Genomic DNA, 25,333 nt, shown 5'->3' with positions numbered 1-25,333 from the left:
CCCTTGGGTGTGCGCGATGTTATCGACATCACACCCTGAGGCTGCCATACTGGCTACTACATACTGTATGCACAATGGCGGGTGGGTGTATGTCCGGCGTGTCTTTCGTTCCCCCGGTGAGGGAGATCCGCGACTTCTACGGCCGGCGGTATCGCGTCGGCGAGACCGATCGCGACCTGCTGGGCCGTTCTCGTCGCTGGATGCTGTGGGCGGCGTGGACGGCCATGCTGGTCGCCAGCGTCGGCCAGTACGGCTTCGGCGCGCTCATGCCCGTGCTCGGCACCACTCACGGCTGGACGCTCGCGCAGGGCGGCTGGGTGCTCGCGGTGTGGATCCTCTGCCAGAGCGGCACCGTCTACCCCGCGGCACGGCTGCGCAGCAGGCTCGGGCTCGCGCCGGCCGCCACGATGTTCGTCGGCGCCTCGCTGTGCGCCGCGGGACTGGTGACGCTCGGGGGTTCGACGAGTTTCGTCGTGGTGCTGCTCAACCACGGCGTGCTGGGCGGTATCGGCGCCGGGCTCGTGTACGGCACGTGCCTCGGCGTGGTCGCCAAGTGGTACCCCGAGCGGCCTGCCCGCACGGCTTTCGTGAGCGGCGCGTTCGCGTACGGCTCGATCCCGTTCGTGGTGCTGGCGGGCCAGTTCGCGCGCCCGGGGTCCATCGAGGCGTTCCTCGGCGTGGCGGGCCTCGCCGTGGTGCTCCTCGTGGGGGCCGCCGCGCTGATCCTGCGCGACCCGCCGCGGTACTGGTGGCCCGCGCACGTCGACCCGAGGGCGTGGGCACTCGACAAGTCCGTGAACCCCGGGCTGCGCAACAACCGCCCGCCCATCCGCCGGTACTCGGCCGCCGAGATGGTCCGCTGCCCCGAGTCGGGCCTGCTGTACCTCGCGGTGACGTGCCTGGCCGCGGTGATCCTGTTCGACATCGCCTACCTCGCGGTGTTCGCGACGGCCAGCGGCTGGAGCGCGGAGTTCGGCGCCGCCGCGCTCGCCGTGCTCGCCGCGGCCAGCGGTGCGACGCGTACCGCGGAGGGCTGGGCCGGCGACCGTTTCGGACGGCGCCGCGTGGTGCGCGTCGCGTTGTACGCGGGGGGAGTGGCGCAGTTGCTGCTGCTCTTCTCCGGTCAGCAGGGCAACGCTCCGCTGCTGTTGCTCGGCGCCGCGCTCGCCGGAGGGGCCGCGGGCGCCTGCTACGGGCTGCTGCCCGGCCTCGTCGAGGGGCACTTCGGCGAGCAGCCCGGCCTGCCGAACTTCGGGATCTTCTACGGGGCCAAGTCGGTCGGCGGGCTGATCGGTGTCGCATTCGCGGGCTACGCCGTGAGCAGCGACGGCTACCCGGTGATGTTCGTGGTGGCGGCGGTGCTGAGCCTGACCGGTGCGGGCCTGGTGCGGTTCCTGCGCCAGCCCGGCCGCCCCAGGCTGCCCCTGCCGGGCCTGGCGGAGCCGCTGCTGACCCGCTGACGCCGCGAACCCCTGCTGCGGTGACTGCCCCGACCGCAGTGAAGGCCACCATCACTGCGTTCAACGCAGTGATGGTGGCCTTCACTGCACGTGAGTCCACTGTGGTGGGTCAGCGCAGGATCTCCTTGCGCGCCAGCTCGGCGGTTTCGGTGGGGGTTTTGCCGACCTTGACGCCTGCGGCTTCGAGGGCTTCTTTTTTGGCTTGGGCGGTGCCGGAGGAGCCGGAGACGATGGCGCCGGCGTGGCCCATGGTTTTGCCTTCGGGGGCGGTGAAGCCGGCGACGTAGCCGACGACGGGTTTGGTGACGTTGGCCTTGATGTAGTCGGCGGCGCGTTCTTCGGCGTCGCCGCCGATCTCGCCGATCATCACGATGACCTTGGTGTCGGGGTCGGCTTCGAACGCTTGGAGGGCGTCGATGTGGGTGGTGCCGATGACCGGGTCCCCGCCGATGCCGACCGCGGTGGTGAAGCCGATGTCGCGCAGTTCGTACATCATCTGGTAGGTCAGGGTGCCGGACTTGGACACCAGGCCGATGTGGCCGGGGCCGGTGATGTTGGCGGGGATGATGCCCGCGTTGGACTTGCCCGGGGAGATCACCCCGGGGCAGTTCGGGCCGATGATCCGGGTTTTGTTTCCCTTGGCCACGGCGTGGGCCCAGAAGTAGGCCGAGTCGTGCACGGGGATGCCCTCGGTGATGACCACGGCCAGGCCGATCTCGGCGTCGATGGCCTCGATCACGGCGTCCTTGGCGAACTTGGGCGGCACGAAGATCACCGAGGTGTCGGCGCCGGTGGCCTTCATGGCCTCTTCGACGGTGCCGTAGACGGTGAGCTCTTGGCCGCCGATGGTGACGGTCTGGCCGGCCTTGCGGGCGTTGACGCCGCCGACGATGTTCGAGCCGGCGGCCAGCATCTTGGTGGCGTGCTTGGTGCCTTCCGAGCCGGTCAGGCCCTGCACGATGATCTTGGAGTTCTCGTTGAGGAAAATGGCCATGGGGATCAGGCTCCTGCCGCGGCGAGCTGGGCGGCCTTGTCGGCCGCGTTGTCCATGGTGTCCACCTGGGTGACCAGCGGGTGGTTGGCCCGGTCGAGGATCGCCCGGCCTTCCTCGACGTTGTTGCCGTCCAGGCGGACCACCAGCGGCTTGGTGGCCTCGTCACCCAGGATCTTGAGGGCCTCGACGATGCCGGTGGCCACCGCGTCGCAGGCGGTGATCCCGCCGAACACGTTCACGAACACCGACTTGACCGCGGGGTCGCCGAGGATGACGTCCAGCCCGGCGGCCATCACCTCCGCCGAGGCGCCGCCCCCGATGTCCAGGAAGTTCGCCGGCTTGACCCCACCGTGACGCTGCCCGGCGTAGGCGACCACGTCCAGGGTGGACATGACCAGGCCCGCACCGTTACCGATGATGCCGACCTCCCCGTCGAGCTTGACGTAGTTGAGGTCCTTGGCCTTCGCCTTGGCCTCCAGCGGGTCCTCGGCCTGCGTGTCCACCAGCTGCTCGTGCTCGGGGTGGCGGAACGCGGCGTTGCCGTCCAGGGTGACCTTGCCGTCCAGCGCGACGATCCTGTCCTGCGGGTCCCGCACCAGCGGGTTCACCTCGACCAGCGTGGCGTCCTCGGCCACGAAGGTCTCCCACAGCTTCACCACCACCTCGGCGGCCTGCTCCCGGATCTCCGCCGGGAACCCGCCCTGGGTGAGGATCGCGGTCGCGGTGGCCTTGTCCACCCCCGCGATCGGGTCCACCGCCACCTTCGCCAGCGCCTCCGGCCGCTCATGCGCCAGCTGCTCGATCTCCATACCACCCTCGGCCGAGGCCATCGCCAAGAACGTCCGGTTGGCCCGGTCCAGCAGGAACGAGAAGTAATACTCCTGCGCGATGTCCGACGCCTCGGTCACCAGCACGCGACGCGTGACATGACCCTTGATGTCCAACCCGAGGATCGCCTCGGCCAACTCCTGCGCCTCCGCCGGATCCTGGGCCAGCTTCACACCACCGGCCTTACCCCGGCCACCGGTCTTCACCTGCGCCTTGACCACAACCTGCCCACCGATCTCCTCGGCGGCGGCCCGCGCTTCTTCCGGATTACTCGCCACGGCGCCGGGCAACACCGGCACACCATGGGCGGCGAAGAGGTCCCTCGCCTGGTACTCGTACAGATCCACTGGCACCCACCTTCATCGGTCATGTCACAGCCGACAGCACAACGCTAGGATACAGTATTCTGTATGCAGAAGTCGAGGTTTCCGCTCCGGAGCGAAGGTCAACCCTGAGATGAGGAGACGAGACCGATGTCACTCGCTGTAGTGATAGGCATCACCAGGATCGGGCAATCTGCTCATTGTATGCTGTAGGCAGTCGACCAATTAGCCGATACACCGGGCCAAGCGTCGCCATCCAGACTGTTGGGAGTACATCATGCCGTCGACCGAGTTGCCGCAGCAGATGTCTGCCCGCCGGATCGACCGGCCGGTGCCGCTCCGTGAACGGGTCTACCAGGCGATGCAGGAGCTGATCATCTCCCGGCAGCTGGCCCCGGGCCAGCACCTCGTCGAGAGCGAGCTCGCCGAGATGCTCGGGGTGTCGCGCCAGCCGATCCGCGAGGCGCTCCAGCTGCTCAACTCCGAGGGCTGGGTGGACCTGCGCCCCGGTTACGGAGCGTTCGTGCACGCGCCCACGGAGGCGGAGGTCGACCAGCTGCTCGTGGTCAGGGCCGCGCTCGAGGCCGAGTCGGCCCGGCTGGCGGCGCTGAACACCGACGCCGAGGGTGTCGCCCGCCTGCGCAAGCTGTGTGCCCAGGGCGAGGCCGCCGTGGCGTCCGACGACATCGACGGCATGGTCGCGGCGAACGCGGAGCTGCACCGCTGCGTCACCGAGCTCTCCGGGAACCAGGTGCTGCTCGACATGGTGTCGCAGGTTGACCGCAGGGTCCGCTGGTACTACACGCCGATCGCCCGCCACCGCGGCCACCAGTCGTGGCAGGAGCACGCCAGGCTCATCGACGCGATCGAGGCTGGCGACGCCGACGCGGCGTCCCGCACGATGCGCGAGCACACCGAGCGGACGCGCCAGTCCTACCTGGAGCAGCGCCGCGAGAACCCCGAGCCGGAGGTCGCTCCGGTACAGGTCCGGTCGCGCCGCAGGCGCACCGCGCCCGGCGTCTGACGAGACGCCCTTTCCCACCAAGACCACCGGGTCCGCGACGTGGCGGACACCGGGATGTGAATGATGCGCGCGAACAGGAGGTGATTGTGAGATGCGCACCTGGAAGGAACTGTGGAAGTCCCTCACGCAGGAGCCGGCCGGCTTCAGTGCCGACGGCCGCGTGCTGGGCCTCGGCCTCGCCACCGCTCAGGCGCGGGCCGGGCAGCAGGCCACCGAGGAGGTCGAGGACTTCCTGCGGCAGCGTGCCGCCGAGGAGCGGCCCAGCACGACGTCGTCCTGACGTGCCGAGAGAGCTGGCAACGGAGCCAGCTCGGTCTCGGCCGCAGGGTCAGTCGGCCGGTGCCTCGGCCACGTCCGGCCGGGAGGCCGCCGCCTCGTCGAGTTCCCGTGAACGGTCCCTGCGGACCTTCAGCAGGCTCGCGATGGTGGTGATGGCCAGGGTGCCGATGATCACGCCGAGGGACACGAGGATCGGCACCTCGGGCGCCCACGGCACACCGTGGTGGTGCAGGGTCTCGGCGATCAGCTTGAGACCGATGAAGCCGAGCACCACGGCCAGCCCCGTGCTCAGGTACACGAGCCGGTCGAGCAGGCCCCCGATGAGGAAGAACAGCTGCCGCAGCCCCATCAGGGCGAACGCGTTGGCGGTGAACACCAGGTAGGGCTCCCTGGTGAGCCCGAAGATCGCGGGAATGGAGTCGAGTGCGAACAGCAGGTCCGTGGTCCCGATCGCGATCATCACGATGAGCATCGGGGTGACCAGGCGGCGTCCGTCGACCCGGATCGTCAGCTTGGCCCCGTTGTACTCGTCCGTGGCGGGCAGGAACTTCTTGGCCGAACGCAGGACCGCGTTCTCCTTGAACTCGTCCTCGTCGTCATCCTTGTGCAGCAACAGCTTCCACGCCGTGTAGAGCAGGAACGCGCCGAAGACGTAGAACAGCCAGTCGAAGCGCGTGATGGCCTCGGCACCGACGGCGATGAACAGGCCGCGCAGCAACAGCGCGACGACGATGCCGATCAGCAGCACCTTCTGCCGGTACTCCCTCGGCACCGCGAAGCTCGACATGATGATCACGAACACGAACAGGTTGTCCACCGACAACGAGTACTCGGTGATCCAGCCGGCGAAGAACTCGCCGCCGTGCTGTGGCCCCGCGAGCACGAGCACGCCGACGCCGAACAGCGCGGCGAGCGCCACATAACAGCAGACCCAGATCGTGCACTCACGCAGCGACGGGTGCCGCGGGTTGCGGGACACCAGGTAGAAGTCGAAACAGATGATGGCCGTCAGGCTGGCGATGGTCACCAGCCAGACCCACACTGGAATGTTCAACGTCGCCCCAATCTCGGCAGGCAGGACCGGCCATCCGCCCGTGCAGGCGGATGGTGCCGGTCCGGTCCTGGCTCAGCGCTGCTGCGTCGTGGCACGGCCACGGCTGCGCCGCCGTGCCTGCCGTTGTTCGTAGACGTGCTTCGCGTACGCGGCGTACACCGAGTAGATCTCCGCGGCCTCCGGGTTGTGCGGAGCCATCCGCCTCCACCACCGCGGCGCGATGCGCTCGTGCAGCCACAGGAACCCGATGGCGAAGCCCGCGCTGATGATCCCCTGGTAGGCGAGGAAACCCAGCACGTCCGGAGGCAGCTGCGGCTCGCCGGTGAGGATGAGGTACGTCAGCACCTCGTGGGCCAGCCTGGCCAGCGGGAACCCGATGAGCCAGAACAGCGCCGCGGGCGCGAACGCGCCGATGCGGACCTTCCGGAACGCGGCGAGCAGTCCGTACCCGCCGCCCAGCAGGGCGAGCGGTACACCCAGAGCGAGCATGCTGACGAGTGCCCAGCCGATGGGCTGGCCGACGATCCCGGCCAGCCCACCGGCGACGGCACCGGCGATGAGTCCCACGACGAACCCGGGAAGGGCGAGTTCGCCGAGCCGGAGCAGGCGTGTCGTGTCCATCTAGTTCACGACCACGCCGAATCGGAAGAGACTGTAGAACAGCATGCCCAGGTAGAACACCGCACCGAAGCCGATGATGAGGTTCGACCACCACTTCGGCCGGATCGGTTTGGGCAGCATCCGGTTGTTCACCAGTAGCAGCACGACGCAGTAGGCGCCCATGGCGAACGTCGACAGGAACGCGAGGATGTCGAGCACGCCGCTCGGTCCGTCGGCAGGCCCGAAGTTCAGGATCAGGATGCCGAAGATGATCACGGCCCACAGGAAGAACGCGTAGAGGTGGGAGATCTTGAACCGCTTGGCGCCGGGCACGAAGAAGTACGTCATGTCCGCCTGACCACGCGAGAACGAGTCGAACAGGCCGAGTGTCGCGTTGAGACCGATCAGTGCGATGAAACCGAAGAACACGCCACCGAGCACCGAGCCGCCCACCGAGGCGAACGCGTCGGACATCGCGTTCAGCGCGGCGTCGCGGTCACCGCCCTCGATGAGGCTGCGCACGTTCGGGTTCTCGCGCGCGGCCGCCTGTGCCAGCACGGTGAAGGAGACGGTCACCAGCATCGTGATGCCCCAGAACAGGAGCAGCGCGTCGAAGGTGACCCAGCGGCGCCAGCCCTTCCACTTCTGCATCTCGGCGGGGTCGCTGGTGTCGAACATGAACCCGCGGGCGGGCATCTCCTCCTGCTCGGAGGCATGCCGCAGGCCGCGGATCTTCGGCACGTGCGCGCCCATGCCCGCGCCGCTGTCCCTCAGGTGCAGCGTGTACCACATCTGCTGCATACCCGACGGTCCCGCGAAGGCGATGGCGCCGACCACGATCGGGAACCACGTGCTCGACATCGCGTCCGACGGCAGGTAGCCGAAGTTGAACATGCCGGTGATGGTGCTGGCGAGGTCGTTCCAGCTGCCCACCAGCGACGCGACGATGGCCGTGCCGACCACCAGTACGCCGATGAGCAGCGACAGCACGTTCTCCAGCAGGTTGTAGATCACCTTCGCCAGCGTGAACACCACGCCGACGAGCACCAGCGCGATACACGCCGTCAGCACCCACGGTATGCCGGTGATCTCCTCGAACGCGGCGGCGCCCGCGGAGAGATGGCCCGGCCAGATATAGACGAGTATCGCCACCGCGAAGAAGAACCACATCAGTGGTTTGAACACGCGGGCGGCGCCGGTGAAGATGCTCTCCCCGGTCGCCATGGCGTACCGGGCCATCTCCAGCATCACCACGGCCTGGAGCGTGACACCGATCAGGAACAGCCACCTGATCTCCGGGCCGAAGACCAGCACCAGTCTCGGCCACATGTACGACTCACCCATACCCACACCGAGGGCGACGAGGAACACCGTCGGGCCCAGCAGGTGGATCGCGGGCGGAGCGTCGGGCAGCTTGCGGATCGGCATGGGATCGAGCCCGCCGGCTCGCCACACCCGTTCGGCTTTGCCCGTATCGGCGCCGGTCTGCCCGGCGGAGCCCGACACGGGTACTTTCGAAGAATCCACCATTGGACCTCCAGTTTTCGAGGTGGCTGCCCCTGCTAGCTGAGCAGGCCTGCTGCCCTCGCCCAGCGGTACTTGGCGCCGAGCACCGCGACCGGCCGCTCGGTCGTGTACGGATAGGCGATGATTCGGTGATCGAACAGGTAATCGCTGGCCTTCTCGACCTCGGTGTCGCCTGCCAGCGACGCGACGACCGGCTTGTCGATGCCCTTCGCCCTTGCCTCCTCCACGACACGCGCGGTGAGCTCGGCGAAGACCATAGGCGGTGTCACGATCGTGTGCCAGTACCCCAGGATCAGCGCGTGGATGCGCGGATCCTCCAGCCCGAGCCGGATCGTCGCCTCGTAGGTCGACGGCGGCTCGCCACCGGTGATGTCGATCGGGTTACCGGCGGCCCCGAACGGCGGGATGTAGCGGCGGAACGCCTCGTCCAGGTCCGGCGGAATGTCCATCAGGGACAGTCCGGCTTCCACGCACGCGTCGGAGAGCAGCACGCCCGAGCCGCCGGCACCGGTGATGATCACGACGTTCTCGCCCTGCGGCGTGGGCAGCAGCGGAAGGCCCCGCGCGTACTCGAGCATCTCGTTCAGCCCCGGCGCACGCACGACGCCGGCCTGCCGGAGGATGTCGTCGTAGACCTTGTCGTCACCGGCGAGCGCGCCCGTGTGTGAGCTCGCGGCCCGCGCGCCGAGCGCGGTGCGCCCCGCCTTGAGCACGACGACCGGCTTCTTCTTGGTCATGCGCTTGGCCGTCTCGACGAACGCCCTGCCGTCCTTGAGGTCCTCGAGGTGCATGGCGACGGCCTGCGTGTTGTCGTCCTGCTCGAAGTAGGTCAGCAGGTCGTCCTCGTCCACATCGGACTTGTTGCCGAGGCCGACGATCGCCGAGACACCCATCTTCGAGGTGCGGGCGAAGCCGAGGATCGCCATGCCGATGCCGCCGCTCTGCGACGTCAGCGCGACGCCGCCCTTGACGTCGTAGGGCGTGCAGAACGTCGCACACAGGTTCTGCGGCGTGTAATAGTAGCCGTAGATGTTCGGGCCGAGCATCCGGATCTTGTACCGGTGCGCGATCTCGACGATCTCGTCCTGCAGCTCCTGGTTGCCGGTCTCGGCGAAGCCGGACGGGATCATCACCGCGGCCGGGATGCCCTTCTCGCCGCACTCGGTGAGCGCGCCCGCCACGAACTTGGCCGGTACCGCGAACACCGCGACGTCCACCTCGCCGGGCACGTCGCCCACCGACTTGTACGCCTTGCGCCCGAGAATCTCGTCGGCCTTGGGGTTGATCGGGTAGATCTCGCCCGCGTAGCCGCCGTTGATCAGGTTCTTCATCACCGAGTTGCCGATCTTGCCCTCCTGGTCTGAGGCGCCGACGACCGCGACCGCGCGCGGGTTCATCAGGCGGGTCATCGACTCGAGGATCTCCTCCTGCGACAACCTGGGCGGCTCGGTGACCTCACCGGTCTCGACGAGGATGCGGATGTCGGCGGCGACCGCCCCACTGCCGCTCGCGAACACGGGGTTCAGGTCGAACTCGCGGATCTCGGGGAAGTCGGTGACCAGCGCGGACACCTTCTGGATCACGTCGGCGAGCGCGCCGACGTCCACCGGCTCCGCGCCGCGGGCGCCGTGCAGCACCTCGGCGGCCTTGATGCCGTCGACCATCGACCTGGCCTCGGCCGCGTCGAGCGGCGCGAGCCGGAACGTGACGTCCTTGAGCACCTCGACGAGCACGCCGCCGAGGCCGAAGGCGACGATCTTGCCGAACGTCGGGTCGCTCGTGGCGCCGATGATCACTTCCTGGCCGCCGCCGACCAGCTGTTGCACCTGCACGCCGGTGATGGTGGCCTCGGCGTTGTACGCCTTCGCGTTGGCGACGATCTTGTCGAACGCCTCCCGCGCCGCGGCCGGGCCGTCGATGCCGACGAGCACGCCGCCCGCCTCGGTCTTGTGCAGGATGTCGGGGGAGACGATCTTGCAGACGACGGACCCGCCGATCTGCTCGGCCAGTGCCGCCGCCTCGTCGGCGGTGGTGGCGAGCCCTTCGGCCGGGGTGGGGATGCCGTAGGCGTCGGCGACCCGCTTGCCCTCGGGCGCGGTGAGCCCGTCGCGGCCCTCCGCGCGTACCTTGTCGATGATCTCGCGGACGGCGGCCTTGTCTGGAGCCGGCATACCTCAGATCACTCCATTCGCCTTGAGTTCGGTGAACCGGTCCGTGTCCAGGCCCAGCTCGCTCAGGTAGATCTCTTCGTTGTGCTCGCCCAGCAGCGGCGAGCGGCGGACGTCGACGGCGGAGTCGGACAGCTTGATCGGGCAGCCGACCGTCTTGTACTCGCCGCGCTTGGGGTGGTCGACCGACAGCACCATCTCGTTGTCGGCCAGCGAGGAGTCCTCGATGATCTCCTTGGTGGACAGCACGGGCCCGCACGGGATGTTGTGCTCGTTGAGCCGCGCCAGCACCTCCCACTTGCCGTGGTTGATGCTCCACTCCTCGATCAGCTGGAACATCTTGTCGAGCTTGTCCAGCCGGGCCTCCGGGGTCGACCACTCCGGGTCGTCGGCGAGCTCGGGCCTGCCGATCAGCTTCGTGATGGGTTCCCAGCCGACGGGCTGCACGATCACGTAGATGTAGTCGTTCGGCCCGCCGGGCGCGCACTTGACGGCCCAGCCCGGCTGCCCGCCGCCCGAGGCGTTGCCCGAGCGCGGCACGGTGTCGCCGAACTCGTCGTTGGGGTACTCGGCGAGCGGGCCGTGCGTGAGCCGCTGCTGGTCGCGCAGCTTGACGCGGCAGAGGTTCAGCACGGCGTGCTGCATGGCGACCGTGACGCGCTGGCCCTTGCCGGTGTGCTCGCGCTGGTAGAGGGCCGCGAGGATGCCGGCCACGGTGTGGATGCCGGTGCCGGAGTCGCCGATCTGCGCACCGGTCGCCAGCGGCGGCCCGTCCTCGAACCCGGTGGTGCTCATCGAGCCGCCCATCGCCTGCGCCACCACCTCGTAGGCCTTGAAGTGGGTGTAGGGGCCCTCGCCGAAGCCCTTGATGGAGGCGTAGATGAGCCGGGGGTTGATCTCCCGCAGCCGGTCCCACGTGAAGCCCATGCGGTCGACGGCGCCGGGCCCGAAGTTCTCGGCCAGCACGTCGAACTTCGGCAGCATCTCGGTGAAGATCCGCTTGCCCTCGTCGCTCTTCATGTTGAGCGTGATGCTGCGCTTGTTGCTGTTCAGCATCGTGAAGTACAGACTGTCCACATCGGGCAGATCGCGCAGCTGCTTGCGGGTGATGTCCCCGCTCGGTGCCTCCAGCTTGACGACGTCGGCCCCGAGCCAGGCCAGTATCTGCGTGCAGGACGGTCCGGACTGGACATGTGTCATGTCAAGGACGCGGACACCCTCGAGTGCTTTTCCCATGATGCAAGCCCCTTCGCCCTACTTGTACATGGTCTGGTTCATCGTTCCCGGCGCGTACACGTCCGGGTCGACCCACACGTTGATCAGTGACGGCTTGCCCGACTCGCGGGCGCGCTCCAGCGCGGGACGGATGTCGGCGGGGTCGCGGACCTCTTCGCCGTAGCCGCCGAGCATGCGGGCGAACTCGCCGTAGGGCACGTCGCCGAGGGTGTTGCCCACCCGGCCGCGGCCCTCGCCGTACTTCTGGATCTGGCCGTAGCGGATCTGGTTCATCGACGAGTTGTTGCCGATGATGCCGATGAACGGCAGGTTGAACCGCACGAGCGTCTCGAAGTCCCACCCGGTGAGGCTGAACGCGCCGTCACCGAACAGCGCGACCACCTCGGCGTCGGGTCGCGCGTACTTCGCCGCCATGACGAACGGGACGCCGACGCCGAGTGTCCCGAGTGGACCGGGGTCCATCCAGTGGCCGGGCGACTTCGGCTGCACGACCTGTCCGGAGAAGGTGACGATGTCGCCGCCGTCGCCGATGTAGATCGAGTTCGGGGTGAGGAACTCGTTGATCTCGTGCACCAGCCGGTACGGGTCGATGGGGTTGGAGTCCGACAGCTGGCGCGGCAGGCGCTTCTCGTAGGCCGCGGTCTCGACGGCGCGCAGTTCCTCGAGCCACGCCTTGCGGCCGGTCGAGCCGTTGTCGACGCGCCCGGAGGCGGCCTGCGTGACGGCGGAGAGCACGAGGCCCGCGTCGCCGACGATGCCGAGGTCCACGTCGCGGTTCTTGCCGACGGTGCGGTAGTCGAGGTCGATCTGCACGACCGTGGCCTCGGTGGAGAGGCGCTTGCCGTAGCCCATCCGGAAGTCGAAGGGCGTGCCGACGATGATGATGAGGTCGGCGTTCTGGAAGGCGTAGCGGCGGGCCAGCTGCAGGTGGTGAGGGTCCTTGGGGGCCAGCGTGCCGCGACCGGAGCCGTTCATGAACGCGGGCACGTTGAGGGTGCGGACGAACTCGATCGCGGCGTCGGTCGCGCGGCACGTCCATACCTGGCTGCCCAACAGGACGCACGGCTTCTCGGCCTTGACGATCAGGTCGGCGAGCCGCTCGATGTCGGCGGGGTCGCCCGCGCTGCGCGTGGACGCGCGGAAGGCGCCCGCCTTGGGGATGCGGGCCTTCTCCAGCGGCACCTTCGCGTCGAGGACGTCGCGCGGGATCTCCAGGAACGACGGTCCCGGCGCGCCGTGGTAGCACTCGCGGAACGCCATCGTGACGATGTCGGCGACGCGCTCGGTCGCGGGCACGGTGGCCGCGAACTTGGTGATGGGCGCCATCATGTCGACGTGGGGCAGGTCCTGCAGTGAGCCCATCTTGTGCTGGGTCAGTGCGCCCTGGCCCCCGATCAGCAGCATGGGGCTCTCGGCGCGCAGCGCGTTGGCGACGCCGGTGACGGCGTCGGTGGTGCCGGGTCCCGCGGTGACCACCGCGCAGCCCGGTTTCCCCGTCACGCGGGCGTAGCCGTCGGCGGCGTGTGCGGCGACCTGCTCGTGCCGCACGTCGATCACGTCGATGCCCTCGTCGACGCAGCCGTCGTAGATGTCGATGATGTGGCCGCCGCAGAGCGTGAAGATCACGTCGACGCCCTCTGCCTTGAGCGCTTTCGCCACCAGGTGCCCGCCGGAGATCGTCTGCGGTTCGCCGTTGGTGGCGGCCAGCGCGCTCGGCTGGCTCGCGCTTTCCGGCTCTGTCTTGGACATCTGCCCCATGTGCGTCGTCACTCCTTCAGACCGTGCAGTCCTTGCTGACTACCGCATACTGCATACCATATGGAGTTATCGTGGCCCTCGATCAACGTGTTGTCCAGAGCCGGATTCGCGTTCGCCCGAATCCCTAGTCACGCCAGTCGAATCGGGGCCAGTCGTCGGTCAGTGCGCCCAGTCGCGCCGCGGCCTCGGCGGGCGGAAGACCGCGCGCGACGGCCATGCCGACGAGGAAGACGGTGATGGGTGCGGCCGGCCTGGCGACGACCCGGCCCACGTCGCGGGCCATGCCGAGAACCAGTGCGTGGTCGCATTGATCGGCGTCCAGTCCGAGGTCGGCGCACAGTGCTGTCGTCCATTCCCGCAGTTCGTCCATGAACCGCACCTCCCGGGTCGGACCCATTGACCGGAGCTTGCCATACCGTATACTGCATACAACCTGCTGGCAAGATGCCTTCCACCTCGGACGCGACCCGTCCTTCTGTCCCGAGCGGGCTCCACACCTTCTCTCGCTGGAGCCGACGCACAGATTCGGCCAAGAACGGAGTCAGACGTGAAAGTTGCTGTTCTCGGTGCCGGCGCCATCGGCGCGTATGTCGGCGCCGCGCTCGATCGCGCGGGAGCCGAAGTCCACCTCGTCGCCCGCGGCGCGCACCTGCGGGCGATGCGCGAGTCGGGAGTGCGCGTGCTGAGCCCGAGGGGAGACTTCTCGGCGACGCCGCACGCCACGGACGACCCGGCGGAGATCGGCCCCGTCGACCACGTGTTCCTCGGGCTCAAGGCCAACCAGTACGCGAGCGCGGGCCCGCTGCTGGAACCGTTGCTGGGCCCGGAAACCTCGCTCATCGCCGCGCAGAACGGCATCCCGTGGTGGTACTTCCACGGCGTGCCCGGCCCCTTCGAGGGCAGGCGCATCGAAGCCGTCGACCCCGGCGGCGCCGTCAGCGCCGTGATGGCGCCAGAGCGAGCCATCGGCTGCGTCGTCTACGCGGCCACCGAGATCGCCGAGCCCGGCGTGATCCGGCACCTGGAAGGCACGCGCCTGTCCATCGGCGAGCCGGACGGAACGATCTCCGCCCGCTGCACCGAGTTCGCCGACGCGATGGTGGCAGGCGGGCTCAAGTGCCCCGTGGAACCCGAGCTGCGCAAGGACATCTGGGTCAAACTGATGGGCAACATCGCGTTCAACCCCATCAGCGCGCTCGCGAGGGCGACCATGGCCGCGATCTGCCGTCACGACAACACGCGCGCGCTCGTGGTGGAGATGATGCGCGAGACGCTCGACGTCGCCACGGCACTGGGCGTCGATACCGACGTCTCCATCGAGCGCAGGCTCGCCGGTGCCGAGCGCACCGGGGAGCACAAGACCTCCACGCTCCAGGACCTGGAGAAGGGCAAGCCGCTCGAGCTCGACGCGATCCTCGCCGCCGTGGTGGAACTGGCGGAACTGGCCGACGTCGCCGTGCCGACCCTGCGCGTGGTGAACGCGCTCGCCGACCTGCTCAACGCCCACGTCACCACGGCCACGCCCGCACTGGCCGCAGCCCAGGGAGGTGCCCGATGACACTCACCGCCGAACCGGGGGCAGGCGAGGCCGAGGCCGTCGCCCCCGAAGCCTTCGACGGCGGCAGGCCGCTGCCCTTCTGGGGCGGGCTGTTCCGGCCGGAGGGCGTGCCCGAGCTCGACGCCGCCGACGCGGCGAGGGCCGTGCGCGCGAGCCTCAACGAGCACCGCACGTGGGCGTTCGCGCCGCTCACCGAGCGCAAGGTGCGCGTGCTGGCCTCGCTCGACGCGCTGACCGAGCACCGGGACCTGCTGGCCTCACTGCCCGGCATGGATTCCGGCCTCGACGAATGCCTCGACGAGACGCTCCGCTGCGTCGAGCAGATCGACGGGCTCGTGGCGGGAAGGGAACCGCTGCGCGGCCCGGTCAGCAACCTCGCCGATCGCGGCTGCCCGGCGCCCGCGCTGGTGTACGCGATGTTCGTGCAGGCGCTCGTGGGCAACGCCGTCGTCGTGAAGGCACCCGAGGAGACCGGGCACGCGCTCGCGCTGGTCACCGCACTCGCCGCCAGGCACGGCGTGCCGTTCACGCTCGTGCACGGCGGCGGCCCGATGGTCGACGCGGCGCTGACCCGCCCCGACGTGGTCGGCTGCGTCTCCTACCCCGACGGCACGCGGCGCGGGCTGTCCCTCGTCGGTGCCGTGACCAGGCGGGCGGCTACCTGACCACTCAGCCCCGTCTGCAGTGAAGGCCACCTTCCCTGCGTTGAACGCAATGAAGGTGGCCTTCACTGCAGTTGGCCTGCCGGTCAGCGGTCGGCGACGGCCGCCTCGGCGGCCTCCAGCCACTCCCGCCACTGCGCGGCCTGCTCCTCGGCCTGCTTGGCGCGGCGCTCGTCGCCCGCCGCGCGGGCCTTCGCCGCCTGCGACTCGAACTGCTCCACGCGCTCGCGGAACTGGGCCGCGCGGGCCTGCGCCTCCGGGTCGGTGCGGCGCCACTTCGACTCCTCGGCGGCGCGCACGCTGTCCTGCACGGCCTTCAGCCGGCCGTCGAGCTCCCGGATGCGTTCCCTCGGGACCTTGCCGATCTCGTCCCAGCGCTCCTGGATCTTGCGCAGCTGCGACTTGGCGGCCTCGAGGTTCGCCGCCGCGTCGATCTTCTCGGCCTCGGCGAGCAGTTCCTCCTTGCGCGCGGCGTTGTCGGCGAACTCGGCGTCGCGCTCGGAGAATGCCGCCGAGCGCGCGGCGAAGAACGCGTCCTGCGCGGCGCGGAACCGCTGCCACAGCGCCTCGTCGGTGTCCTTCGGAGCCCGGCCAGCGGCCTTCCACTCCACCATCAGTTCCTTGTAGCGGCCCGCGGTCGGCCCCCAGTCGGTGGAGCCGGCCATCGACTCGGCCTCGGCGATCAGCTCCTCCTTGCGCCGTTTCGCGGCCGCGCGCTGCTTGTCGAGCTCCGCGAAGTGCGAGCCCCGGCGGCGGTTGAACGCCTCGCGGGCCTTGGAGAACCGGCGCCACAGCTCGTCGTCGGTCTTGCGGTCGACGCCCTTGATCGTCTTCCACTCGTCCAGGATCGCCCGCAGCCGGTCGCCGGCGGCCTTCCACTGGGTCGACTCCGCGGCGATGTGCTCGGCCTCCTCGGCGAGCGCCTGCTTGCGGCCGACGGCGGCGGCCCTCGCCTGCTCCTTCTCCTGCTTCACCTCGGACAGCGCGCGCTCGGCGTGGCCGATGACGTGCTCGATGCGGGCCTTCAGCGCGTCGATGTCACCCACCACGGCGGCGTCGGCGAGCCCGTCGCGCAGCTGCGAGGCGCTCGCCAGCGCCTGCTTGGGGTCCCCTGCTCCCGAGGTCAGGCGGGTCTCCAGCAGCTCGACCTCGGTGCGCAGGTCGTCGAAGCGGCGCGCGAAGTGCGTGAGCCCCTCCTCGGCCGACCCCGCCTGCCACACGCCGACCTGCCGCTCGCCGTCGGACGTCCGCACGAACACCGCGCCGTCCTCGTCGATGCGGCCCCAGCGGTCCGGGTGCGGCTCGGCAGGCGGGACCGCGGGTGCGGCGTGCGCGCCGGCCGGGGTGTGCGGCACCTGGTGCGGCGCCGGAACATCGCTGCCGTTCGGGGTGTTCTGCTCGGCCATGGCCGGCTCCTTCTCGCCTGTCGGCCCGCCGGTGCGCGGGCGCCCCGCTGGCGGCGGGGCCGGGTGTTGCGTGTTCGGTTCCAGGCCCGCATTCAAACAGGTCAGCGCGGTTCTGGGTACCTCATGCCTCAAGACGTACCTCCATGGGCGCGCCGGGTAACCTCGGAACGCGTGATCACGCGTGCCGCCGTGGTGCCCCAGCCCCCGCTCCTGGTGCCCGAACTCGTGCCGGGTGCCGTCGAGCAGACCGCGTCCCTCCGCGACGCCTGCGTGGCGGCCGTGAAACGGCTTCCCCCTCGCTGGGTCGCTGTCGGCGCCACCGCACAAGCTTGCCCGATTCCGCCCTCGGCGTGCGGCACATTCCGGGGTTTCGGGGTCGACGTGCGCGTCGCGCTCTCCGGTGCCGCCGACGGCGAGCCCGCCGACCTGCCGCTGCCCGCGCTGCTCGCCGGGTGGCTGCGGGAGCAGGCCGGGGCCGAGTCGGTGGAGGTCGAGCTGCTCACCCCGTCGGCGGGTCCCGGGGAGTGCGCCGCCGTGGGCGAGCGGCTGGCCGCGCTCGACGGCGACATCGGCCTGCTGGTGCTCGGCGACGGCTCCAACCGGCACGGCGTCGCGGCACCCGGCGGAGACGACCCGCGCGCGCCCGGTTTCGACGCGGAGGTCGGCGCCGCGCTGGCCGCCGCCGACGCCGGGGCGCTGCTGGGCATCGCGCCCGGGCTCGCCGCCGAGCTGGGTGTGCAGGGCCGCGTGCCGTGGCAGGTGCTGGCCGGGCTCGCCCGCACGGGCACCTGGCACGGCGAGCTGCTGTACTCGGAGGCGCCGCTGGGCGTGGCCTACCACGTGGCCGTCTGGGAGCGGTCGTGATCCGGCCGATCGCGGTGGTCGGCCCCACCGCCACCGGCAAGACGGCGCTCGGGGTCGAGCTGGCGCTGGCGTTCGGCGGCGAGGTCGTCAACGCCGACGCCATGCAGCTCTACCGGGGCATGGACATCGGCACCGCCAAGGCGACCGAGCAGGAGCGCCGCGGTGTCCCGCACCACCTGCTCGACGTGCTCGACGTGACCGAGGCGGCGTCCGTGGCGGCCTACCAGCGCGACGCGCGCGCCGAGATCGAGCGCCTGCTCGCGGCCGGGAAGGTGCCGGTGCTGGTGGGCGGATCGGGGCTCTATGTCCAGGCGGTGCTCGACGACCTGCGCTTCCCGGGCACCGACCCGGAGGTGCGGGCCGGGCTGGAGGAACAGGCACGGAGGCTGGGCACCGGCGCGCTGTACGAGCGGCTCGCCGCCGCGGACCCGGAGGCCGCCGCGGCGATCCTGCCGGGCAACACCCGCCGCATCGTCCGCGCACTGGAGGTCATCGAGATCACCGGGCAGCCGTTCTCGGCCAACCTGCCCAAGCCCGGCGAGCCCCGCTACGGCACGGTGCTGGTGGGTGTCGACCGCGACGTCGCCGAGCTCGACGCCCGCGTGGACCTGCGGGTGGAGCACATGTTCGCGGCCGGGCTCGTCGACGAGGTGCGCGAGCTGGAGAAACGGGGCCTGCGCGAGGGCAAGACCGCCTCGCGCGCGCTCGGCTACCAGCAGGTGCTGGCCGCGTTCGACGAGGGAACGGACGACTTCACCGGTGCCGCGGCGGCGACGGCGCAGGCGACGCGGCGGTTCGTGCGCAGGCAGCGGTCGTGGTTCCGGCGGGACAAGCGGATCCACTGGTTCGACGGCGCCACGGAGGGCCTGACCGATCGGGTCGCGTCCTGGCTCGCCCCGTAATCTTGGTGGCATGGGTGGCATCGAGTTCCTGAAGGGGCACGGCACGCAGAACGACTTCGTGTTGTTGCCCGACGCGTCGGCCCGGCTGGAGCTGACGCCCGCGCGCGTGGCCGCGTTGTGCGACCGGCAGCGCGGGCTCGGCGCCGACGGCGTGCTGCGCGTCGTCCGCTCGGCCACCCTCGGCGCCGACTCGGCCGCCGAATGGTTCATGGACTACCGCAACGCCGACGGTTCGGTCGCGGAGATGTGCGGCAACGGCGTGCGCGTGTTCGCCCGCTATCTCGTGGACGCGGGGCTGGCCACCGGCCCCGACTTCGTCGTCGGAACCCGGGCCGGCGACCGCCCGGTGCGCGTGCACTCCGACCGGTCGGTGACCGTCCACATGGGACCGGCGCGGATCACGGGCACGTCGGTGGCGGTGGTCGGCGACCGGGAGCTGTCCGGGGTCGCCGTGGACGTCGGCAACCCGCACCTGGTCTCCACGCTCGACGACGACGTCGCCTCACTCGACCTGCGCGACGCGCCCCGCTACGACCGGGACTTCTTCCCCGAGGGCGTCAACCTGGAGTTCGTCAACGTGCTCGACACCGACGCGCTGCGGATGCGGGTCTACGAGCGCGGGGTGGGCGAGACGCGCGCGTGCGGCACCGGCACGGTCGCGGCGGTGGCCGCCACGCTGCACCTCGCGGGAACCGACACCGGTAAGTCCACTGTGGACATCCCAGGTGGCAGAGTGACGGTGACGGTCGAGCGTGGTGCGTCCACGCTCACCGGCCCCGCCGTGTTCGTCGGCCGTGGCGAGCTCGACGGCACCTGGTGGAACAGCGTCGGTTAGGCGGCGGCGGGCGTCCGGGGGATGTCGCGGAGCCCGCGCAGCGGTGAGCACACCACGAACAGCGCCGCCCCGGCGAGCAGGCTCGCGGTGACCCACACCGTCGCGGGCACCCCGATCAGCTCGCCGAGCACGCCACCGAGCAGCCCGCCGAGCGGCATCGTGCCCCACACCACGAACCGCACGCTCGCGTTCATGCGCCCGAGCAGACGGTCGGGGCAGATCGCCTGCCGGTAGCTGACCTGCGCCACGTTGTAGACGACGATCCCGGCCCCGGCGACCGCGAGCCCGATCGCGGCGAGCGAGGCCCGCCAGCCGGGCGCGGCGAGCGGCACGAGCAACTCGGCGGGCCAGGTCAGCAGCGGCACCAGCCACACGGCGCGCGCCTGCCCGAGCATCCGCATCAGGCGGCTCGCCGCGAGCGCGCCGAGCACGCCGCCGACACCGGCGCCCGCCAGCACGAACCCGACCCCGGCGGGGGAGAGCCCCACGTGGCGGGTCAGGAAGAGCACCTGCACCGCGGTGAGCCCGCCGCCCGCGAAGTTCCCCACGGCCGTGCACGTGGTGATGGCCCGCAGGTTGGGGTTGCCGAACACGAACCGCAGCCCCTCGCCGATGTCGGCGAGCAGTCTGCGTTCACCGCGCGGCTCCGGCTCCGGTTCGACGGCGCGGATGCGGCGCAGGCACGACGCCGAGGCGAGGTAGCTCAGCCCGACGGCCGTCACGGCGTTGGCCGCGCCGAGCGCCTGCGCGAGCACTCCGGCGAGGCCGGGGCCGGTGACGTGGGCGACGGACTGGCTGACCTGCAGCTTCGCGTTGCCCTCGACGAGCTTCTCCCGGCCGACGAGGAACGGCAGGTACGACTGGTAGGCGACGTCGAAGAACAGCGTGCACACGCTCACCAGCAGGGCGACGACGATCAGGTGGGTGAGCGTGAGCACGTCCGCCCACCAGGCCAGCGGCACGCTGAGCAGCAGCGTGGCGCGGGCGAGGTCGGCGCGCAGCATCAGGGGCTTCCGGCGCAGGCGGTCCACCCACACGCCCGCGGGCAGCCCGATGAGCAGGAACGCGGCGTGCTCCGCCGCCGTGAGCAGGCCCATCTCCAGTGGCGAGGCCGCGAGGACGGTCGCGGCGAGCACCGGCAGCACGGTGTGCCCGACGAACGTGCCGAACTGGCTCGCGGTGTCGCCGGCCCACAGGCGGCGGAAGTCGCGGTGGAACCACAGGGAGTCGGAGCTCACCCGAACGAGTGTGGGTAAGCGATTGGAAAGTGTCAATCACTTGTGGCTCGTACTCTGACCAGGTGGGAACGCGGCGACGCAAGGCGACCGAGGCCGAGGCGAACGCGCTGGCCTCGGGAATACGGCTGCGCATCATCCGGTTGACCTATTCCGAGGCGCTGACCAACAAGGAGCTGGCCCAGCGGCTCGGCCGCGACCCGGCCACGACGCTGCACCACGTGCGCAAGCTGGTCGAGACGGGCTTTCTCGAGCCGCAACGGCGCCGCAAGGGAAACCGGGGCGCGCAGGAGATTCCCTACCGCTCCACCGGTCTTTCGTGGGCGCTCGACTCCGCGGGCAGCGACGTCCGCCTCCGCGAGGCGATGCTGGAGGCCTACCTCGCCGAGATCGCCGAGCTGGAGGCGGGGGAGCTGCAGCAGTGGCGCTTCGTCGCCCAGGTGCCGCAGGACCAGCGCCAGGAGTTCGAGAACCGGATCCAGGAGCTGCTCGAGGACTTCCGGAGCAGGCCCGTCGACCCGGACGCCGAGCGGATGGCCGTCTACATCGGGATGTACCCGAGTCGCTAAACGGTTCGGCGAATCGCGCGGATCGTGGCAGCATGGAACGCAGACGAGGTCGATCGGTGAGTCGGCCCGACAGCACAACTGGAGGCATGTGAGCAAGCCGAGTCCCCGCGACATCCCGCGGGCGGAAGCACAATACGAGCCGGAGGAGCTCTTCGACGAGTTCGGCCAGTACGCCGACGGCACGGAGCTCTCCCAGGGGGAACTGGAGCTCGAGGACCGCGCGTCACTGCGCAGGGTCGCGGGCCTCTCCACCGAACTCACCGACATCACCGAGGTCGAGTACCGGCAGCTGCGGCTCGAACGGGTCGTGCTCGTCGGCGTCTGGACCGAAGGGACGGCCGCACAGTCCGAGGCGTCGCTCGAGGAGCTGGCCCGTCTCGCTGAGACCGCGGGGTCCCAGATCCTCGAGGGCCTCGTGCAGCGCAGAAGCAGGCCGGACCCGGCCACGTACGTCGGATCGGGCAAGGTGCGCGAGCTCTCCGACATCGTGGCGTCGACCGGCGCGGACACCGTCATCTGCGACGGTGAGCTCTCGCCCGGCCAGCTGCGTCAGCTGGAGGCGAAGCTCAAGGTCAAGGTCATCGACCGCACGGCGCTGATCCTCGACATCTTCGCCCAGCACGCGCGTTCCCGTGAGGGCAAGGCCCAGGTCGAGCTGGCCCAGCTGCAGTACCTCATCCCGCGACTGCGGGGCTGGGGTGAGTCGCTGTCCCGGCAGGCCGGTGGCCGCGCCGGCGGCGCGAACGGTGGCGTGGGCCTGCGCGGTCCCGGTGAGACCAAGCTGGAGACCGACCGCAGGCGCATCAGCAAGCGGGTCGCCAAGCTGCGCCGCGAGATCGCGGCGATGGACACCATCCGGGCCACCAAGCGCGGCCGCCGCGTCGCCAACGAGGTGCCGAGCGTGGCCATCGTCGGCTACACCAACGCGGGCAAGTCGAGTCTGCTCAACGCCATCACCGGCGCGGGCGTGCTGGTGGAGGACGCGCTGTTCGCCACCCTCGACCCGACCACGCGCCGTTCGGAGACCCCGGACGGCAGGGCGTACACGCTGACCGACACCGTCGGGTTCGTGCGGCACCTGCCGCACCAGCTGGTCGACGCGTTCCGCTCGACCCTCGACGAGGCCGCCGACGCCGACCTGCTCGTGCACGTCGTGGACGGGTCGGCGCCCGCTCCCGAGGAGCAGGTGAACGCGGTGCACGAGGTGCTCCACGAGATCGCCGAACGGCGCTCCGACGCGTTGCCGCCGGAGCTGATCGTGATCAACAAGGCCGACGCCGCGGACGAGGTGAGCCTCGCGAGGCTGCGGCACCTGCTGCCCGGCGCCGTCGTGGTGTCGGCGCGCAGCGGCCAGGGCGTCGCCACGCTCGTGGAGGAGATCGCCCAGCGTCTGCCCAGGCCGGAGGTCGCGGTGGACGTGCTGGTGCCGTACGCGCGGGGCGAGCTCGTCGCGCGGGCCCACGCCGACGGCGAGGTGCTCGCGGAGGAGCACACGCCGGAGGGCACACGGCTGCAGGCCAGGGTCCACCCGGACCTGGCCGCCGCGCTGCAGCGTTATGTCACCAACGGCTCCGCGATCTGACGGGTGTGAGCTTGCACGGTCGGCGGTGGGCAGCGGGCGCGTCCATCCTCGCGCTGCTGCTCGCCGCCGGCGCCGTGCCCGCCTCGGCGCAGGCGCCCGCTCCCGACACGGTCTGCTCGCTCGGCGACGAGCGGCTCGCGGAGGTGTCGGGACTGGCCGCCGACGACGGCAGCTGGTACGCCGTCAACGACGGCGGCACGAGCATCGAGATCTTCGTGCTGGGCAAGGACTGTTCGGTGCAGGACGTACTCACCGACCCCACGGACCCCTACGACGTCGAGGACCTCGCGCTGGCCCCGGACGGCACGCTGTGGCTCGGCGACACCGGCGACAACCGCAAGCGGCGGGACACGGTGGCGCTGCACGCCGTGCCGCCCGGCGGCCAGGCCACGCTGTACCGGCTGACCTACCCCGACGGCGCCCACGACGCCGAGGCGCTGCTGCTCGACCGTGCCGGCACGCCGTACCTCATCACCAAGAACGTGCTGGGCGGCTCGGCGGTGTACCGGCCTTCGGCGCCGCTCGCCAGTCCTGGGCCGACCCCGCTGGAGAAGGTCGGCTCGCTCAGCCTGTCGGCCACGGACACGCCGGGTGGCCCTGTGGGCACGGCCGGTTCGATGCTCGTCACCGGTGCGGCCACGAACGCCGACGGCAGCGTGTTCGCGGTGCGGACCTACACCGACGCCTACCTGTACCCCGCGCCGGACGGCGACGTCGTGGCCGCGTTGCAGCGCTCGCCGGTGCGGGTGCCGTTGCCGGACGAGGCGCAGGGGGAGGCGATCGCGTTCGAACCGGACGGCTCGCTGCTCTCGGTCAGCGAGGGCGCGGGCAGCCCGGTGCGGGTCGTGCGCGGCGCGGCCGGCCTCGTCGACGTGGAGACCGCGCCGAGCGAGCCCGCCGGCGGACCGGAGGAGGCCGCGGGAAGCCCCGCTCCGGCGGCCGAGCAGGACAGCTCGGGCGTGCCGGTGCTGCCGGGGATCGCCATCGCCGTGGGCGTGGCGGCGGTACTCGTCTTCGGCCTCAGCAGGCTCCGCCGCCGTTAGCCGGGCCGCTACAGCCGCCGCAGGACCGCGACGACCTTGCCCAGGATCGTGGCGTCGTCACCCGGGATCGGCTCGTACGCCTCGTTGTGCGGCATCAGCCAGACGTGCCCGTCCTTGCGCTTGAACGTCTTGACCGTCGCCTCGCCCTCGATCATCGCGGCCACGATGTCGCCGTTCTCGGCGTTCGGCTGCTGGCGCACCACGACCCAGTCGCCGTCGGTGATGGCGGCGTCGATCATCGAGTCACCCGTGACGCTCAGCAGGAACACGTCGCCCTCGCCGACGATGTCCCGCGGCAGCGGGAAGACGTCCTCGATGGCCTCCTCGGCGAGCACGGGGCCACCGGCGGCGATGCGGCCCACGAGCGGCACGAAGGCGGGCTTCGGCAGCTGTTCCGCCAGCGCGGCGGCCCGGTCGGACTCGGCGGAGAGCACGCCGACCGCGCGCGGGCGGTTCGCATCGCGGCGCAGGTACCCCTTGCGCTGCAGCGCGCGGAGCTGGTGCGAGACCGACGACGTGGACGTGAGCCCCACGGCCTCGCCGATCTCCCGGACGCTCGGCGGGTAGCCGAACCGGTCGACCCAGTCCCGGATCACCTCGAGCACCTTCTGCTGACGCGGGGTCAGGCTCTCGTCCGGGTCCTCGATCTCCGGAAGGGCGTGCACCTTGCCGCCGTCGTCCTTGGTCTTGCGTGCCACCGCGTTGCCTCCCAGTCGAGGGCCGGCGATCGCCGTGCCCGGGGTTGCCTGTCCTGCCGCGTGCGGGCGTCCGTGGGCCTGCCCGCTGTCCACACTCGACGCTAGCCCGCGCCGACGGCGATTTCAAACATTTGTTCGATCGACACGCCGTGCCGCGCTCGATTTTGTCGGACCCTGGTGGTACACCTTCGCACGGGCGTTCGATAGAACGCATGTTCGAGGAGGTTTGCGATGTCGGTTGTCGTGGAGCGGGAAGTCCGCGAGATCGGCCGGGTCCAGCACCCGGGCAGGGTCGTGCGGAGGTCGCGAACGGGCGAGACCCGGCGCCCGCCGACCAGGGCGCGGGTCGTCGCCGGGCGGAGGCCCGCCGGGGTGGCCACGTGCGCGCCGAGGCCGGTGGCGCCGCGCTGGCCGCTGCTGCTCGCGCTCGGTGCCGCGGTGTGCCTGGGGATGGTCGGGCTCGGGCTCTTCGCGGGCGGTATCGCGGGCGGAGGGGAGGCAGGAGTCCCGTCGGGCACCGTGGTGGTGTCGGTCGCGCCGGGTGACACGCTGTGGGACCTCGCCGAGCGCGCGGCGCCGGGCAGTGACCCGGCCGCCGTCGTCGAGCGCATCCAGGAGCTGAACGGGCTCACGGGCGCGCAGGTCGACGCAGGGACGCCACTCGTCGTACCCGCGGGCGGCTGACGCCCCGACCGCTCCCTCTACTCCGAGTGCGGCCCTTATGTCGG

General features: G+C 70.6%; 24 protein-coding genes. 12 read left to right on the top strand and 12 right to left on the bottom strand.

The window, feature by feature from the left end; all coding sequences use genetic code 11:
- The first annotated feature begins 89 nt into the window (after positions 1 to 89).
- Complete coding sequence (locus BA062_RS23655; RefSeq protein ID WP_110340266.1) at positions 90 to 1,460, top strand: MFS transporter; 1,371 nt, start codon at positions 90 to 92, stop codon at positions 1,458 to 1,460.
- 109 nt (positions 1,461 to 1,569) lie between these two features.
- Here the strand turns inward: BA062_RS23655 and sucD are convergent, their stop codons facing one another.
- Both sucD and sucC read right to left on the bottom strand, forming a co-directional pair.
- Entirely contained in the window at positions 1,570 to 2,454 is an 885-nt protein-coding gene (gene sucD / locus BA062_RS23650) for a succinate--CoA ligase subunit alpha (protein WP_110340264.1), read from the bottom strand.
- A 5-nt stretch (positions 2,455 to 2,459) separates the two neighbouring features.
- Complete coding sequence (gene sucC, locus BA062_RS23645) at positions 2,460 to 3,629, bottom strand: ADP-forming succinate--CoA ligase subunit beta (RefSeq protein ID WP_110340262.1); 1,170 nt, start codon at positions 3,627 to 3,629, stop codon at positions 2,460 to 2,462.
- A 253-nt stretch (positions 3,630 to 3,882) separates the two neighbouring features.
- On the opposite strand from sucC, the gene BA062_RS23640 reads away from it, so the two are divergent.
- Positions 3,883 to 4,629, top strand: a complete 747-nt coding sequence (locus BA062_RS23640) for a GntR family transcriptional regulator (protein WP_110340260.1) — start codon at positions 3,883 to 3,885, stop codon at positions 4,627 to 4,629.
- A 91-nt stretch (positions 4,630 to 4,720) separates the two neighbouring features.
- Positions 4,721 to 4,909 carry a hypothetical protein gene (locus BA062_RS23635; RefSeq protein ID WP_110340258.1) on the top strand — a complete coding sequence of 63 codons (189 nt, stop codon included), beginning with the start codon at positions 4,721 to 4,723 and terminating at the stop codon, positions 4,907 to 4,909.
- A 48-nt stretch (positions 4,910 to 4,957) separates the two neighbouring features.
- Here BA062_RS23635 and BA062_RS23630 read toward each other — a convergent pair whose 3' ends face one another.
- The 7 genes from BA062_RS23630 to BA062_RS23600 all read right to left on the bottom strand — a co-directional run bounded on the left by BA062_RS23630 (position 4,958) and on the right by BA062_RS23600 (position 13,621).
- Positions 4,958 to 5,962 carry a TerC family protein gene (locus BA062_RS23630; RefSeq protein ID WP_110340256.1) on the bottom strand — a complete coding sequence of 335 codons (1,005 nt, stop codon included), beginning with the start codon at positions 5,960 to 5,962 and terminating at the stop codon, positions 4,958 to 4,960.
- A 72-nt stretch (positions 5,963 to 6,034) separates the two neighbouring features.
- Positions 6,035 to 6,583 carry a hypothetical protein gene (locus tag BA062_RS23625; protein WP_110340254.1) on the bottom strand — a complete coding sequence of 183 codons (549 nt, stop codon included), beginning with the start codon at positions 6,581 to 6,583 and terminating at the stop codon, positions 6,035 to 6,037.
- Positions 6,584 to 8,092, bottom strand: a complete 1,509-nt coding sequence (locus BA062_RS23620; protein ID WP_168214071.1) for an Nramp family divalent metal transporter — start codon at positions 8,090 to 8,092, stop codon at positions 6,584 to 6,586.
- A 32-nt stretch (positions 8,093 to 8,124) separates the two neighbouring features.
- The gene (locus BA062_RS23615; RefSeq protein WP_110340253.1) at positions 8,125 to 10,260 is read right to left on the bottom strand and encodes an acetate--CoA ligase family protein; all 2,136 of its coding nucleotides are present in this window, start codon (positions 10,258 to 10,260) and stop codon (positions 8,125 to 8,127) included.
- 3 nt (positions 10,261 to 10,263) lie between these two features.
- Positions 10,264 to 11,493, bottom strand: coding sequence for a formyl-CoA transferase (gene frc / locus BA062_RS23610; RefSeq protein WP_168214070.1), 1,230 nt, complete (start codon positions 11,491 to 11,493; stop codon positions 10,264 to 10,266).
- A gap of 18 nt (positions 11,494 to 11,511) precedes the next feature.
- On the bottom strand, positions 11,512 to 13,251 hold the full coding sequence (locus BA062_RS23605; RefSeq protein WP_245959967.1) for a thiamine pyrophosphate-binding protein: 1,740 nt from the start codon (positions 13,249 to 13,251) through the stop codon (positions 11,512 to 11,514).
- Between the two features lie 124 nt (positions 13,252 to 13,375).
- Positions 13,376 to 13,621, bottom strand: coding sequence for a DUF6457 domain-containing protein (locus BA062_RS23600; RefSeq protein ID WP_110340507.1), 246 nt, complete (start codon positions 13,619 to 13,621; stop codon positions 13,376 to 13,378).
- A gap of 177 nt (positions 13,622 to 13,798) precedes the next feature.
- Between BA062_RS23600 and BA062_RS23595 the strand changes: the two genes are divergently transcribed.
- Positions 13,799 to 14,809, top strand: coding sequence for a 2-dehydropantoate 2-reductase (locus BA062_RS23595; protein WP_110340249.1), 1,011 nt, complete (start codon positions 13,799 to 13,801; stop codon positions 14,807 to 14,809).
- Complete coding sequence (locus BA062_RS23590; RefSeq protein ID WP_110340247.1) at positions 14,806 to 15,474, top strand: aldehyde dehydrogenase family protein; 669 nt, start codon at positions 14,806 to 14,808, stop codon at positions 15,472 to 15,474. The genes BA062_RS23595 and BA062_RS23590 overlap by 4 nt, the downstream gene beginning before the upstream one ends.
- A gap of 83 nt (positions 15,475 to 15,557) precedes the next feature.
- Here the strand turns inward: BA062_RS23590 and BA062_RS23585 are convergent, their stop codons facing one another.
- Complete coding sequence (locus tag BA062_RS23585; protein ID WP_110340245.1) at positions 15,558 to 16,877, bottom strand: DUF349 domain-containing protein; 1,320 nt, start codon at positions 16,875 to 16,877, stop codon at positions 15,558 to 15,560.
- A 171-nt stretch (positions 16,878 to 17,048) separates the two neighbouring features.
- Between BA062_RS23585 and BA062_RS23580 the strand changes: the two genes are divergently transcribed.
- Genes BA062_RS23580 through dapF form a run of 3 tightly spaced genes read left to right on the top strand, consistent with a single transcriptional unit; the run spans position 17,049 to position 19,478 of the window.
- Positions 17,049 to 17,741, top strand: a complete 693-nt coding sequence (locus tag BA062_RS23580; protein ID WP_110340243.1) for a class III extradiol dioxygenase subunit B-like domain-containing protein — start codon at positions 17,049 to 17,051, stop codon at positions 17,739 to 17,741.
- Entirely contained in the window at positions 17,738 to 18,643 is a 906-nt protein-coding gene (gene miaA, locus BA062_RS23575) for a tRNA (adenosine(37)-N6)-dimethylallyltransferase MiaA (RefSeq protein ID WP_110340241.1), read from the top strand. Before BA062_RS23580 ends, miaA begins: the two co-directional genes overlap by 4 nt.
- A gap of 10 nt (positions 18,644 to 18,653) precedes the next feature.
- Entirely contained in the window at positions 18,654 to 19,478 is an 825-nt protein-coding gene (dapF, locus tag BA062_RS23570; protein WP_110340239.1) for a diaminopimelate epimerase, read from the top strand.
- On the opposite strand, the gene BA062_RS23565 is transcribed toward dapF, so the two are convergent.
- Positions 19,475 to 20,716 carry an MFS transporter gene (locus BA062_RS23565; protein WP_110340237.1) on the bottom strand — a complete coding sequence of 414 codons (1,242 nt, stop codon included), beginning with the start codon at positions 20,714 to 20,716 and terminating at the stop codon, positions 19,475 to 19,477. The genes dapF and BA062_RS23565 overlap by 4 nt on opposite strands.
- A 62-nt stretch (positions 20,717 to 20,778) precedes the next feature.
- Here BA062_RS23565 and BA062_RS23560 point away from each other — a divergent pair, with 62 nt between their 5' ends.
- The 3 genes from BA062_RS23560 to BA062_RS23550 all read left to right on the top strand — a co-directional run bounded on the left by BA062_RS23560 (position 20,779) and on the right by BA062_RS23550 (position 23,907).
- Entirely contained in the window at positions 20,779 to 21,282 is a 504-nt protein-coding gene (locus BA062_RS23560; RefSeq protein ID WP_110340235.1) for an ArsR/SmtB family transcription factor, read from the top strand.
- Positions 21,283 to 21,484: 202 nt separating this feature from the next.
- Positions 21,485 to 22,864, top strand: coding sequence for a GTPase HflX (gene hflX, locus BA062_RS23555; protein ID WP_245959977.1), 1,380 nt, complete (start codon positions 21,485 to 21,487; stop codon positions 22,862 to 22,864).
- 11 nt (positions 22,865 to 22,875) lie between these two features.
- Positions 22,876 to 23,907: an SdiA-regulated/phytase-like domain-containing protein gene (locus BA062_RS23550; protein WP_391353747.1), complete on the top strand. Its 1,032-nt coding sequence runs from the start codon at positions 22,876 to 22,878 to the stop codon at positions 23,905 to 23,907.
- Between the two features lie 8 nt (positions 23,908 to 23,915).
- Here the strand turns inward: BA062_RS23550 and lexA are convergent, their stop codons facing one another.
- Positions 23,916 to 24,605 (bottom strand): transcriptional repressor LexA, encoded by a 690-nt coding sequence (lexA, locus tag BA062_RS23545; RefSeq protein WP_110340233.1) that lies wholly within the window; start codon positions 24,603 to 24,605, stop codon positions 23,916 to 23,918.
- A gap of 231 nt (positions 24,606 to 24,836) precedes the next feature.
- On the opposite strand from lexA, the gene BA062_RS23540 reads away from it, so the two are divergent.
- Positions 24,837 to 25,289 (top strand): LysM peptidoglycan-binding domain-containing protein, encoded by a 453-nt coding sequence (locus tag BA062_RS23540; RefSeq protein WP_110340231.1) that lies wholly within the window; start codon positions 24,837 to 24,839, stop codon positions 25,287 to 25,289.
- The last annotated feature ends 44 nt before the right edge of the window (positions 25,290 to 25,333 follow it).

The sequence above is a fragment of the Prauserella flavalba genome, assembly GCF_003202235.1.
Lineage (GTDB): Bacteria > Actinomycetota > Actinomycetes > Mycobacteriales > Pseudonocardiaceae > Prauserella_A > Prauserella_A flavalba.
Note: the sequence above shows the minus strand (reverse complement) of the source record. Positions and strands in the feature narration are given on the sequence as shown.

Bases quoted from the DNA above. Each gene is read 5' to 3' on its own strand.
- BA062_RS23655 (WP_110340266.1), top strand. From the start codon at position 90: ATGTCCGGCGTGTCTTTCGTTCCCCCGGTGAGGGAGATCCGCGACTTC.
- sucD (WP_110340264.1), bottom strand. From the start codon at position 2,454: ATGGCCATTTTCCTCAACGAGAACTCCAAGATCATCGTGCAGGGCCTG.
- BA062_RS23640 (WP_110340260.1), top strand. From the start codon at position 3,883: ATGCCGTCGACCGAGTTGCCGCAGCAGATGTCTGCCCGCCGGATCGAC.
- BA062_RS23635 (WP_110340258.1), top strand. From the start codon at position 4,721: ATGCGCACCTGGAAGGAACTGTGGAAGTCCCTCACGCAGGAGCCGGCC.
- BA062_RS23625 (WP_110340254.1), bottom strand. From the start codon at position 6,583: ATGGACACGACACGCCTGCTCCGGCTCGGCGAACTCGCCCTTCCCGGG.
- BA062_RS23620 (WP_168214071.1), bottom strand. From the start codon at position 8,092: ATGGTGGATTCTTCGAAAGTACCCGTGTCGGGCTCCGCCGGGCAGACC.
- BA062_RS23615 (WP_110340253.1), bottom strand. From the start codon at position 10,260: ATGCCGGCTCCAGACAAGGCCGCCGTCCGCGAGATCATCGACAAGGTA.
- frc (WP_168214070.1), bottom strand. From the start codon at position 11,493: ATGGGAAAAGCACTCGAGGGTGTCCGCGTCCTTGACATGACACATGTC.
- BA062_RS23605 (WP_245959967.1), bottom strand. From the start codon at position 13,251: ATGGGGCAGATGTCCAAGACAGAGCCGGAAAGCGCGAGCCAGCCGAGC.
- BA062_RS23600 (WP_110340507.1), bottom strand. From the start codon at position 13,621: ATGGACGAACTGCGGGAATGGACGACAGCACTGTGCGCCGACCTCGGA.
- BA062_RS23590 (WP_110340247.1), top strand. From the start codon at position 14,806: ATGACACTCACCGCCGAACCGGGGGCAGGCGAGGCCGAGGCCGTCGCC.
- BA062_RS23585 (WP_110340245.1), bottom strand. From the start codon at position 16,877: ATGGCCGAGCAGAACACCCCGAACGGCAGCGATGTTCCGGCGCCGCAC.
- dapF (WP_110340239.1), top strand. From the start codon at position 18,654: ATGGGTGGCATCGAGTTCCTGAAGGGGCACGGCACGCAGAACGACTTC.
- BA062_RS23540 (WP_110340231.1), top strand. From the start codon at position 24,837: ATGTCGGTTGTCGTGGAGCGGGAAGTCCGCGAGATCGGCCGGGTCCAG.